Source organism: Candidatus Clostridium radicumherbarum (assembly GCF_045310525.1).
Taxonomy (GTDB): domain Bacteria; phylum Bacillota; class Clostridia; order Clostridiales; family Clostridiaceae; genus Clostridium_AT; species Clostridium_AT radicumherbarum.
Map to the genome: position 1 here is coordinate 957751 of NZ_JBJHZY010000001.1, position 11998 is coordinate 969748.

Annotated in this window: 12 protein-coding genes; 11 read left to right on the forward strand and 1 reads right to left on the reverse strand. The window is 32.6% G+C overall.

Features of this window, described 5'->3' with window-relative positions; translation table 11 throughout:
• Positions 1-45 precede the first annotated feature (45 nt).
• The 10 genes from ACJDUH_RS04650 to ACJDUH_RS04695 all read left to right on the forward strand — a co-directional run bounded on the left by ACJDUH_RS04650 (position 46) and on the right by ACJDUH_RS04695 (position 9307).
• Positions 46-1200, forward strand: a complete 1155-nt coding sequence (locus tag ACJDUH_RS04650; RefSeq protein ID WP_406763991.1) for an ABC transporter permease — start codon at positions 46-48, stop codon at positions 1198-1200.
• Positions 1187-2353 carry an ABC transporter permease gene (locus tag ACJDUH_RS04655; protein ID WP_406763992.1) on the forward strand — a complete coding sequence of 389 codons (1167 nt, stop codon included), beginning with the start codon at positions 1187-1189 and terminating at the stop codon, positions 2351-2353. Before ACJDUH_RS04650 ends, ACJDUH_RS04655 begins: the two co-directional genes overlap by 14 nt.
• Before the next feature lie 165 nt (positions 2354-2518).
• On the forward strand, positions 2519-3796 hold the full coding sequence (locus ACJDUH_RS04660) for a nickel-dependent lactate racemase family protein (RefSeq protein WP_406763993.1): 1278 nt from the start codon (positions 2519-2521) through the stop codon (positions 3794-3796).
• Between the two features lie 107 nt (positions 3797-3903).
• Complete coding sequence (locus ACJDUH_RS04665; RefSeq protein WP_406763994.1) at positions 3904-4704, forward strand: transporter substrate-binding domain-containing protein; 801 nt, start codon at positions 3904-3906, stop codon at positions 4702-4704.
• 21 nt (positions 4705-4725) lie between these two features.
• Positions 4726-5880, forward strand: a complete 1155-nt coding sequence (locus ACJDUH_RS04670) for a pyridoxal phosphate-dependent aminotransferase (RefSeq protein WP_406763995.1) — start codon at positions 4726-4728, stop codon at positions 5878-5880.
• Positions 5881-6082: 202 nt separating this feature from the next.
• The gene (locus ACJDUH_RS04675) at positions 6083-6775 is read left to right on the forward strand and encodes a GNAT family N-acetyltransferase (protein WP_406763996.1); all 693 of its coding nucleotides are present in this window, start codon (positions 6083-6085) and stop codon (positions 6773-6775) included.
• A gap of 22 nt (positions 6776-6797) precedes the next feature.
• Positions 6798-7127 carry a hypothetical protein gene (locus ACJDUH_RS04680; RefSeq protein ID WP_406763997.1) on the forward strand — a complete coding sequence of 110 codons (330 nt, stop codon included), beginning with the start codon at positions 6798-6800 and terminating at the stop codon, positions 7125-7127.
• A 15-nt stretch (positions 7128-7142) separates the two neighbouring features.
• Entirely contained in the window at positions 7143-7943 is an 801-nt protein-coding gene (locus tag ACJDUH_RS04685; RefSeq protein ID WP_406763998.1) for a DUF92 domain-containing protein, read from the forward strand.
• 79 nt (positions 7944-8022) lie between these two features.
• Positions 8023-8217 (forward strand): hypothetical protein, encoded by a 195-nt coding sequence (locus ACJDUH_RS04690; RefSeq protein ID WP_406763999.1) that lies wholly within the window; start codon positions 8023-8025, stop codon positions 8215-8217.
• Between the two features lies 1 nt (position 8218).
• A complete protein-coding gene (locus ACJDUH_RS04695) occupies positions 8219-9307 on the forward strand; it encodes a radical SAM protein (RefSeq protein WP_406764000.1) in 1089 nt (362 codons plus the stop codon).
• A gap of 43 nt (positions 9308-9350) precedes the next feature.
• Here ACJDUH_RS04695 and ACJDUH_RS04700 read toward each other — a convergent pair whose 3' ends face one another.
• Positions 9351-10097: a MurR/RpiR family transcriptional regulator gene (locus ACJDUH_RS04700; protein WP_406764001.1), complete on the reverse strand. Its 747-nt coding sequence runs from the start codon at positions 10095-10097 to the stop codon at positions 9351-9353.
• A 286-nt stretch (positions 10098-10383) separates the two neighbouring features.
• Here ACJDUH_RS04700 and ACJDUH_RS04705 point away from each other — a divergent pair, with 286 nt between their 5' ends.
• Complete coding sequence (locus ACJDUH_RS04705; RefSeq protein WP_406764002.1) at positions 10384-11856, forward strand: FAD-binding oxidoreductase; 1473 nt, start codon at positions 10384-10386, stop codon at positions 11854-11856.
• Positions 11857-11998: the final 142 nt, after the last annotated feature.

The window sequence follows — 11998 nt, forward strand, 5'->3', positions numbered from 1 at the left end:
GTACGTCAGATTGCCCAGTGTTCCGAGTAAAGGAGGAGAATATAAATGTTTTTTCATAGCTATATATATAGGCTTAAATGTATTGTAAGAGATAAGCAAACCATGTTTTGGACTTTCTTATTCCCAATACTTTTAGCTACTTTATTCAATATGGCTTTTTCAAACCTTTCTAATGTAGAAAATTTTTCTAAAATAAAGATTGGAATAGTTAATAATGAGGAATATAAAAAGAGCACAGACTTTATAAAAGCAATAGGTTCTGTTTCAGGTTCTGATAAAAACGCAGGTAAAAGCAATATGTTCGATGTAACTTATACATCAAAGGAAGAAGCAGATAAACTGCTTCAAGACAGTAAAATCGAAGGCTACATTTATTTTGATAATGGAATAAATCTTGTTTTGGAGAAAACAGGGATAAATCAAACTATTATAAAAAGTTTTCTAGATGACTTCAAACAAACCTCATCTACAGTGGTAACAATCCTAAGTAAAAATCCTACTGCAGCTCAAAGTGGGCTTTTAAATACTATTTCAGACAGAAATGATTATCTTAAGGAAGTGACTGCAAGTAGTGCTGCCCCTGATACTACTGTAAATTACTTTTATACCTTAATTGCAATGGCTTGTTTGTATGGAAGCTTTTGTGGAATGAAGGAGATAAACGCCATACAGGCTAATATATCTTCACAGGGAGCAAGACTTAATATGGTTCCCACACATAAGATGAAGGTATTCATGGCTTCAGCCTTTGCTGCAGCAACAGTTCAGCTGGTTAATATATTTATTTTGCTTGGGTATTTGAGTTTGATACTAAAGATTAGCTTCGGAACTCAATTTGGCTATATAGCCCTGACTTGTTTAGTAGGTACAATTACAGGAGTTGCCTTTGGTACTTGCGTTGCATCAATAATCACAAAAAGTGAGGGCCTTAAAGTTGCAATTCTCATAGGAGTCACTATGATTATGTCATTTTTATCAGGTATGATGTACGATAAAATGAAATATATAATTACTACAAATGTGCCTATTCTAGGATATTTAAATCCGGCAAATTTAATTACAGACTGCTTTTATACTCTTTACTACTATAATACCCATACACGGTTTTTCACGGATATAGCTGTGCTTTGTATGTTTAGTGCAGTTTTCAGCATAATTACCTACTTCGCAGTAAGGAGGCAAAAATATGCAAGTTTATAAAGCTTTTTTTAAGATAATATTAAAAAATATAAATCAAATTATGATATATGTTGTGGTATTTGTATCCTTGGCAATAGGTTTAGCAAATACAAATAGCAATCCTGTGAACTCAAGCTTTACAGAAACAAAAGTTAATATAGCATTTATAAATTATGATACGAATTCAAAAATTGTAGAAGGTTTAAGGGATTATCTCAGCAAGAATACCAATATTGTAGATATCCCAGATGACACCCAAAAGCTACAAGATGCCTTATTTTTTAGGCAGGTAGAATACATTGTAAAGGTACCTAAGGGCTTCACAGAAGGGCTTTCAAGGGGAGAAGCAATGAAGCTTGAAAAGACTACTGTTCCAAGCTCATCTAGCGCAATATTTGTTGACAGTATAATTAATAAATATTTAAATACTGCAAAAATCTATATGGGAAGTATGGGCAATTTATCTCAGGAACAGCTTATAAGTTATATAAATAAGGATATGGCACAGAAGACTCAGGTTAAGATGCTTACCTCTGAGGATGAAAATTCTAAAAATGAAAAACGTGCCTACTATTTTAACTACATGGCCTATTCCTTGTTCTCAATATTAATTTTAGGTGTTTGTTCAGTTATGCTTGTCTTTAACAATACTGATTTAAAAAAGAGAAATCTTTGCTCACCAATAAAGCTTAAGAACATGAACTTTCAATTGATACTAGGAAACTTTAGTTATGCGGTGCTTGCCTGGTTTATAATGATTTTCACAGGCATTGTCATGTACGGCAGTTATATGTTCACTGCCAGGGGTCTCTTGCTTCTATTAAACTCCTTTATATTTACTTTGGCAGCACTTAGCATAAGCTTTTTAATAGGAAATGTAATAAAGAGTAAAAGTGCAATGTCAGCAGCAGCAAATGTCTTTTCTTTAGGAACCTGTTTTATAAGTGGAGTGTTTGTGCCTCAGGCTCTTCTAGGTAAAACAGTATTAAGAGCTGCAAGCTTTACACCAAACTATTGGTATGTAAAAACCAATAATAGTATAGCTAACATGGTTAACATGAATATGGAAAATCTTGCACCAATATTTTTGAATATGCTTGTTGTAGTGGGATTTGCCGCGGCAGTACTTGCTGTGACACTTGTGGTTATAAAACAAAAGAGAATGAGCAATTAATAAGAGCAAAATTAAGGAGCGAGAATTATAAAAATACCAAGGGAAATATACCTTGGTATTTTTTATTGTAAAATCCTAAGTAGCAATAAGTATCTTTTAATAGGTTGACATGCATATTTATGCATACTATAATATATTCTAACTAATTATAAAGGGGATAATATTATGAACATATCAATGAAATATGGAAGTAAAGCTTTTAATTTAAATTTTGAATATGAAAATATAAAAATTATAAGCAGCTTACCTACAGAAAATATAAAAAGCGAAGATGTAATATTAAAAGCAGCTATGCAAAATCCTATAGACAGCCCAAGATTAAAGGATATAGTGAAACCTAATGAGGACATATGCATTGTAATACCAGATATTACAAGACTATGGCAAAAACCTTCAGTATACTTACCTTATATTATTAAAGAGCTTCAGAAAGCAGGGGTAGAAGATAAAAATATTCACTTTCTATGCGCGCTTGGAACACATAGAAAGCTAAATGAAGAAGAGCATAAATTAATTGTTGGAGAAGAGCTTTTTAATAGGTTTAAGATTACGGATCATGACTCTAGAGATGAGAGTAAGCTTCTATATGTTGGAACTACATCTTTTGGAACTGAAGTCTATATAAATAAATTAGCACTTCAATGTAAACACATCATACTTGCTGGTGGAATTGTGTTTCATGATTTAGCTGGATTCGGTGGTGGAAGAAAAGGAATCATGCCAGGCATAAGTTCTTATAAAACTGTTATGCAGCATCATTCTATTTCCTTAAACCCCAATGGAGCAGGAAGCAATTCAAAGGTGAGAGCAGCACTTTTGGAAGGAAACCCTTTCAATGATGATATGATGGAAGCTGCTGCTTTTGTAAAACCATCTTTCTTATTTAATGTAATATTAGATTCAGAAGGCAATTTTACAGCAGCGGTGGCTGGAAATTATGTTACGGCTCATAAAAAAGGGTGTGAAATATTAAAATCAATTGATAGCTCTAATATTAAAGAAAAAGCTGATGTTGTTATTGCATCTTGCGGAGGATACCCTAAAGACATTGACCTTTATCAGGGCTCAAAAGCTCTAAGTAATGCGGTACCAGCAGTAAAAGAAGGTGGTACTATTATTTTGCTAGCAGAATGTATTGAAGGCTTAGGACATGAGGACATGAACCACATATTTTATGACTTTAAAAATAATATTGAAAGAGAACAGGAAGTAAGAAGAGATTATACTATTGCAAGGTTTTTTGCCTTTGTAATCTGTGAAATGGCTATTAAATATAATTTGGTACTTGTATCATTCATGGATGTACATGCTTTAGACTGCTGTAATATCAAAATTACAAGAACACTAGAGGAAGCTATAAACTGCTCAGAAAAAGCCATAAAAAATGCAAATCTAATTTACTTAATGCCAACAGCTGGAAATACATTGCCTATTTTGCTTTAATATAATTTTCAGGAAATTTTTTTTAAAAAACCTATTGCATATTTATAATAAATTGCGTATAATCATGCATATATTATTAATAAATCAAACAATAGGGGGCTTTTTAAATGAAAAAATGTATGTTGAAAAAATTTATTGCAGTTTCGGTGGCAGCGTCTATGGTGTTTACATTATCTGCTTGTGGTAAAAAGAGTCAGAATAATCTTTTAACAAAAGGAACTTTAACTATTGGCACAAGTGCAGATTATCCGCCATATGAATTTCACAAGGAAGTAAACGGAAAAGATACAATTGTTGGCTTTGACTTAATGATAGCTGATGAAATTGCTAAAGATTTAGGTGTTAAAGTGGAAGTTAAAGATATGCAGTTTGATGGTTTATTAGCAGCTCTGCAGGGGAAGAAAGTGGATATGGTTATTGCTGGCATGAATCCAACTGCTGAAAGAGCAAAAGCAGTTGACTTTTCTAAAGTTTACTATGTAGCTGTGCAGTCAGTTATAGTTAGAGCTGAAGATAAGGAAAAATTAAAGTCACTTGAAGATTTAAAGGGTAAGAAGGTTGGGGTTCAAAAGGCTACGACTCAGGAAAAGATTGCTGGGGAGCAAATAAAAGGTGCAGAAATAGTATCTTTAGGAAAACTTCCTGATTTGGTTGTTGCACTTAAGAGTAAAAAGGTAGATGCAGTAGTAGTAGAATTACCAGTTGCACAATCTTTTGCAGATAAGAATTCTGAAATCTTTGTTTCTGGCATGAAGTTTAGCACAGAAACAGCACAAAAGGGGGCAGCTATAGCAATTTATAAAGGAAATACAGCGCTATTAAATGATGTAAATAAAACTTTAGATAGACTTATGAAAGAAGATAAAATTAGCAAATTTGTTACAGATGCAAATAGCATGACTGATTAGTGAAAAATGGGGGCATAAATTATGCAGCGTAGATTTTTAGCAAAAAAGTACTTAAATTATGAACCTACCCCGATGTCTTCAAATTCCTCACTCCTAGGAGATAAAGATATTATCAATTTAAGCATTGGAGATCCAGATTTGATTACTAATAAAATAATAATTGAGGAAGCCTTTAAGGATGCAGTTAAGGGGCATACAAAGTATACAAAGCCTTCTGGAAATCCGGAACTTAAAACAGAAATTATAAAGTTTTATAAAGAGGAATATAAGATTACTGTAATGGAATCGGAAATAATGGTTACTGTTGGTGCCTGCCATGCAATGTACCTAGCACTGAAAGCAATAATTGATGAAGGTGATGAAGTAATTGTACCAGAGCCATATTTTACTCCATATAAAGACCAAATTGAACAGGCTCAAGGTAAAATTGTTACGTTGGTAACATCTGAAGATGAAGGCTTTAATATTAACATAAATGAATTAGAGAAGTTAGTTAATGAGAACACAAAGGCAATAATAATTAATTCTCCTAATAATCCTACAGGTGCATGTTATGATAGAGGTACCTTAGAAGCATTGGCAAAGCTTGCAATTGAGAAAGATCTCATTATTATTTCAGATGAAGTATATGATGCCTTTATGTTTAAGGAGAAATTTACACCTATACTTTCTATCGATGGCATGAAAGAACGAAGTATTCTATTAGGAAGCTTTTCAAAAGGATATGCAATGACTGGATGGAGAATTGGTTTTGCAATTGCTCCAGATTATATTATTAATTGCATTGTAGAAATAAATGAAGGCATATGTTTTTCAGCTCCTTCTATTTCCCAAAGAGGGGCAATTTATGCCTTGAAAAATAGAAATATTATTCAACCAGAAATCATCAGTGAATTTTATGAACGTATGGTATATGCAGCAAATCGATTAAATGAAATTAAGGGTATAAGTGTTTTAGAACCCTTAGGTAGTATTTATTTATTCCCCAATATTAAAGGTACAGGAATGGCATCCGCTGAGTTTTCTGAATTTCTGCTTAAAAATGCTAAAGTTGCAGTGCTATCTGGTGATGGGTTTGGAGAAAGCGGCGAAGGCTATGTAAGAATAGCTTGCACTGTTAGCATAGAGCAGCTAAAAGAGGCTTTTGATAGAATCCAAAGATTACTTGAAGGTTAAAGACTCATTAGAAATATTTTATAAAAATTAATAGCTAAAAGAGCCATGGATTATAATTAAGTAGTCCATGGCTTTATTAATTTAAGAATATTAAACTATGAATATCCATAGTATCATATGAAAAAGAATTAGAGCTCTGATATAATATGATAAAGAGTTTATGTTAACCGTTCTGGTTTTTAAAGAAAGGTCTTGATTTTTAATGAAAGAGAAAGCAATTGCATATTTGAGGAAAAATCCATTGTTACATATAGGAATGCTTGAGCCAATACGTAGAGGTACTGCAGACATATTGTATGCTGAAACAGATGGTGTACTTATAAAAGAACAAAAAAGCAAAGCTTATATGATATCTGTAGACAAATTTGAAAAAGGGAAAGAATTAATAAATTGTATAGGAAAATGTAATCTCATACTTGCACATCAAAATTTTATGGTAGATTACATATCAAACAAATTTGGACTAACTAAAAAGCTTGAATGTCTTCAAGCGGTATATATGGATAAAAATAAGCTTAATGTCAAAAAAGAATTAGAAATAAGACAGTTAGAACAAGATCAAAGGGAAGTAATATTAGAACACTATGATAAATTATCCAATAATGAAATTGATGAAATATTAAAAAATGGGAAATTGTTTGGAGGCTTTAGGAATGGAACGCTTATAGGCTTTATCGGAAATCATTTGGAAGGGAGTATGGGACTACTCGAAATATTCCCTAAATATAGGCGCTTAGGCTATGGTACATTGCTTGAAAGCTATTTAGTCAACCAAATGCTTGATAAAGACCTCATCCCATTTGCTCAGATTGAAATAGACAATGATAAGTCAAAAGCACTACATAATAAACTTGGATTTAAAATATCCCAGGATAGCGTGTATTGGGTATTTTAGTAAAGCATAAGGTGGGTTAATAATGAAAGACGAGAAAACAAAGGAATTATCTAAAGTACACCAAAGTCTCATTATGGTCTTAGATATTGTAGGTAAAGGGGACTTTGAAAAGAAGAAAGACACATATGTTATTAAATTTAAGGGTTTAGAAGATTATGCTATACATGTTAACGAAGAGGCTATAGAACTTAGAGTATTGACAACGAAATGGATTAAAGGAAGCTATGAGCCTGTAATGTCTAGTGAAATTTATAGGTCAGTAAATCAGGAGGAACTAACTAATTTATCATATGAAGATAAGATTAAAAAAATTGAAAGTATTATAAAAGAGAATAAATTTAAATCTTACTAATAGAGAGGCGGCATTATGATAAGTATTTTAATAGGATTTATCTTCAGTGGATTTATAAGTTTAGCTGCGCTAATAAAAAAAGCTTTAAGCATTAGTGGTGCATTTGCTGCAACTATTCTTGGAACTGTAATTTTTTACTTTGGAGGAATTTATCTTTCAGCAATAATGGTTGGCTTCTTTGCTTCTTCAAGTATTCTCACCATGTTTAAAAAGCATAGAAAAACCATTACCTATGATATACATGAAAAGTCTGGCGGAAGAGATTACGTTCAGGTCTTAGCAAATGGAGGAGTAGGTTTAATCTTTGCTGCCTTGTGGTTTGCTACTAATAGGCCTGTATATCTCATTGCATTTACTGTTAGCTTTGCAGCAGCTAATGCAGATACTTGGGCTTCAGAAATAGGTATTCTAAGTAATGCCAAGCCTATATCTATATTGAATTTAAAAAAGGTGGAGAAGGGCGTTTCTGGAGCTATATCTATTCTTGGTACTATAAGTTCATTACTTGGTGCAGGCTTCATTGCAGCAATTTTTTTTATTGGTTATGTACTTAAGTTTGGGTTTAAAACTCAAGCAATAGTTTTTTCAATGGTTATAGTTATAGTAGGATTTGCAGGATGTATTATTGATAGCTTACTTGGTGCAACCATTCAAGCGAAATATCGTTGTGAAATTTGCGGAAAAATAACAGAGAGAAAAGTTCATCATGAAAGAAGTACGAAGCTAGTAGCAGGATTGAAATTTATAAATAATGATACAGTAAATTTTATAAGCGTTTTGTCTGCAGCTCTAATAACACTAATTCTATTTTATTAGAATAATGAGGTTTGTATATAATTTACTGCAATATGTATTTATGGTATAATTATACTATAAGGTTAAGGGAGGAATTAAAATGGCAAAGCAGGTTAAAAAATTATATAGACTCTTAGCTTGGTTTTTCTCTATAGCTATTGCAGCAGGTACATTAGTTGGTTGTGTTGGATCTAAATATGGACCGCCAGCTACAAAGTATGGTCCTCCTGCAGCAAAGTATGGACCGCCAGCAGTAAGTGATACTATTGATAAATCAAAAGGAAACGTGAATTAACATGAAGAAGCAGTTTCAAAATTGGGCTTGGAGCCAGGGGATGAAATTTAACTCCAAGGTTCATGACTTGACTTATTTTTTCTGGGAGACAACCTTAAGCTGCAATCTCAAATGCCGCCACTGCGGTTCAGATTGTGATAAGAATAAAAGTTCAGCAGATTTACCTAAGGAAAAGGTGCTTCAGGTTTTTAAAAACATTGCTGAAAACTATGAACCTAAGAATATTATGGTTGCTGTTACAGGGGGTGAGCCTCTTGTGAGAAAGGATTTGTTTGAGATTCTTTCAGAAGTAAGCAGTATGGGCTTTCCATGGGGCATGGTTACTAACGGAATGCTGGTAGACGAAAAAATGGTTGAAAAATGCGCAGAGTCAGGGATGAAAACTGTATCTGTAAGCCTAGATGGTTTAGAAAAGGCACATAACTGGCTTAGAAACAGTGAAGTATCCTTTGATAGAGCTGTAAATGCTTTAAGGCTGTTTTTAAAGTCTGGTAATTTTGATGAAGTTGAAGCAATCACCTGTGTGAATACTCAAAATGTAAATCAGTTGGAAGATATGTACAATATGCTGAAGGGTATAGGTGTACAAGCATGGAGACTTTTTACCATATTTCCTAAAGGAAGAGCTGAAACAAATAGAGAACTAATACTTAATAAGAATTTGGTGATTGAGTTATTTAATTTTATAAAGGATAAGAGAAAAAATAGTCCAGGAATGCATATAAGCTATTCCGAAGAAGGCTATTTAGGCTGCAATTGGGAAAAAGAGGTTAGAGATGATTTCTTTTTCTGTGCTGCAGGAGTTAATGTGGGTAGTTTACTTGCCGATGGCTCTTATAGCGCATGTCCTTCATTATCTAGAGAATGGATACAGGGACATGTTGATGAGATAAGTTTTACTGATGCATGGGAAACAAGATTTAAGAACATGAGAAATAGAAAATGGATGAGAACTGATGGCTGCAAGTCCTGCAGACAGTGGAATAAATGTAATGGCTCTAGCCTTCATTTATGGGACTTTAAAGAAGGAAAAACAAAGGTATGCCACTATAATATGCTAAATGAGTCAATAGAAGAGAATAAAAAGTAAAACCTCAATTTAAGTTTTACTTTTTATTCTCTTTATTTATACCTTATTGCTCAGTATTTATTTCGTTTTGCTCAGAAATCACCTGTCGATTATTAAACATTATATGCTGAATAACCTCCTCAATGAAAATAAAAAAAACAGTTCTTGATTTTTCATAGGGTTTAAAATCATCTGGCTGAGGAAATTTTGACAACCAAAAGACCTTATTATATTCAGATAATAAAGAAGCATTATATTCTTCAACAATAAATAGCACTTCACAAGCTTTCTCTTTGGCAAGGGTGTTAATTCTGTCAAAAGACATGAATTTACCAGTTGCAGAAAAAATAACAAGAAGGCTTTTTTCATCAATTAAGCTCTCTGCAGAAAGCTCATCAGGCACTGCAATAACAATTTTATTAGTATTTATTCTTAATTTGTATTCAAAATATTGGGTACAAATAAAGGAAGGACCATAACCAAAAAGAATAATCTTTTCATAAGCATTTATCAATTCAATAAATTCATCAACCAAGGATATATCAAAATCATCTATAAAATTTTTAATTCTATCTAGCTCTCCAAAAGTTTTCTTTTTAGGAAGCTCCTTACCATATAGAAAATCCATATATTGCTTATAATTGTTAAATCCAAGTTTTTTCACAAACTTAGAAATCTTGGATACTGAGCAATTACATGCTTCAGCTGCCTGGTTAATTGTAATGTCGGAAACATCTTTTGATAAAGCAATAAGATTTTCATTAATCTTTTTTTCTAAAGGATTTAATTTGTTAAAGTCTATATTTATCATAATTACTAACTATTAGATATCTAAATCTACTCCTTATTTTAATGTGTAATTAAAAAATAACTACTTCTTCTGATTGTATCATTAGTAAAAGTGTTAGTAAAGTAATTACCAATTATAATTAAAATTTTAGACGAATGTTTCATAGAAAAAGTGGAAAGTTTTCCATTATGAAATAAAAATATAATAAAATACAAATAATTTTCCATAAAATTATTGACTCGCTACTGGAAATAGAGTATTCTAATATTGTGCACAAGATATAAGCAAAATAAAGGAGGAATTGTGGTTGGATAATGAGACAGTATTAGAAGGTTTAAAAAGTATTCTATTAGAAGAACAAATCAACACAAATTATGATGATTTGTATGATGCAGCCGCAGATAGGTATAAAAAATATGCAAAAGCTAAGAAAGTATTGGATGTCCCAGTGCCTACAGCTATTGTGTACCCAAAGTCCGTTGAGGAAGTAAAAGAGCTTTTACTTTATTGTAATGAAAACAATATCAATGTAATTCCAAGAAGTGGTAAAACTGCAACGGAAGGTGGCTTGGAAAACTGGAAGGATCTTACGCTTGTTATTGATGGAAAGCGCCTTAATAAGATTATCAATATAGATGAATATAATATGGAAGCAACTGTGCAGGCAGGAGTTCCTCTTCAAATGCTTGAAGATGAATTAAGAAAATTAGGATATACTACAGGCCATTCTCCACAATCTAAACCAGTTGCCCAGTATGGCGGTCTTGTATCAACAAGAAGTATTGGCCAATTTTCTACCTTGTATGGTGGAATTGAAGATATGGTAGTAGGACTTGAATGTGTTTTCCCAACTGGCCATATTGCTAGAATAAAGAATGTTCCACGTCGAGCAGGAGGACCGGATATAAGACATATAGTTATTGGTAATGAAGGAACCCTATGTTATATTACAGAGGTTACCGTTAAAATATTTAAATTTTTCCCAGACAACAATAAGTTCTATGGTTACCTAGTAAAAGATGTTGAAACAGGCATTAAGGTTTTACGAGAGGTTATGGTTAATGGCTATCGCCCATCAGTTGCTCGTACATATTCAGAAGAAGATGCAAGACAGCATTTCTACCACTTCTATAAGGGTAATTGTGTATTAATTTTTATGGCTGAAGGCAATAAAAATACTGTACAAGCTACTTGCAAAGGAATTGAAGAAGCTGTAGAAAAATTTAAGGATAATATAATTGAACAGGTAGACAGCAAGCTTATTGAGGATTGGTTTAACCATTTGAACTGGTCACAGCAGGATATTGATGATGAGGTTCAGGGAATGATTGAAAATGATAAGCATGATGGCTTTACAACAGAAATCTCAGCAAACTGGGAGACAATCACCAAAATATATCATAATGTTCTTGATAGAATTAGAAATGAATTTTCACGTGCAGAAGACCTTACTATGTTAGGTGGACACTCATCCCACAGTTATATAAATGGTACAAATATGTACTTTGTATATAATTATGAAATCAACTGTGCTCCAGAAGATGAGATGAGAATCTATCACCACCCAATACAAACAATTATTGTTGAAGAAACCTTAAAGTTAGGTGGATCTATGTGTCATCACCATGGAATAGGAAAGTATCGAAATGAATGGACAAGAGAAGAACATGGTTCAGCTTACTATATGCTGGAAAAATTAAAAGAAACCTTTGATCCAAAAGGAATTATGAACTTTGGAACAATTTTTCCACAGGAAGAAGGCATTAAGTATCAAAAATAAACCGGTTTAAAATAAAATTATATTTGCGCAAATATATAATTTGAAAAAATCAGTTGCTTTTTAATTTAAAAGCAAATCCTTAAAACTTTAGACTCCCTTTAGAAAACGTATACGTGACTGCTTTGGTTAACTAGTATATTAA

Bases quoted from the DNA above. Each gene is read 5' to 3' on its own strand.
- ACJDUH_RS04650 (WP_406763991.1), top strand. From the start codon at position 46: ATGTTTTTTCATAGCTATATATATAGGCTTAAATGTATTGTAAGAGAT.
- ACJDUH_RS04655 (WP_406763992.1), top strand. From the start codon at position 1,187: ATGCAAGTTTATAAAGCTTTTTTTAAGATAATATTAAAAAATATAAAT.
- ACJDUH_RS04660 (WP_406763993.1), top strand. From the start codon at position 2,519: ATGAACATATCAATGAAATATGGAAGTAAAGCTTTTAATTTAAATTTT.
- ACJDUH_RS04665 (WP_406763994.1), top strand. From the start codon at position 3,904: ATGAAAAAATGTATGTTGAAAAAATTTATTGCAGTTTCGGTGGCAGCG.
- ACJDUH_RS04670 (WP_406763995.1), top strand. From the start codon at position 4,726: ATGCAGCGTAGATTTTTAGCAAAAAAGTACTTAAATTATGAACCTACC.
- ACJDUH_RS04675 (WP_406763996.1), top strand. From the start codon at position 6,083: ATGAAAGAGAAAGCAATTGCATATTTGAGGAAAAATCCATTGTTACAT.
- ACJDUH_RS04680 (WP_406763997.1), top strand. From the start codon at position 6,798: ATGAAAGACGAGAAAACAAAGGAATTATCTAAAGTACACCAAAGTCTC.
- ACJDUH_RS04685 (WP_406763998.1), top strand. From the start codon at position 7,143: ATGATAAGTATTTTAATAGGATTTATCTTCAGTGGATTTATAAGTTTA.
- ACJDUH_RS04690 (WP_406763999.1), top strand. From the start codon at position 8,023: ATGGCAAAGCAGGTTAAAAAATTATATAGACTCTTAGCTTGGTTTTTC.
- ACJDUH_RS04695 (WP_406764000.1), top strand. From the start codon at position 8,219: ATGAAGAAGCAGTTTCAAAATTGGGCTTGGAGCCAGGGGATGAAATTT.
- ACJDUH_RS04700 (WP_406764001.1), bottom strand. From the start codon at position 10,097: ATGATAAATATAGACTTTAACAAATTAAATCCTTTAGAAAAAAAGATT.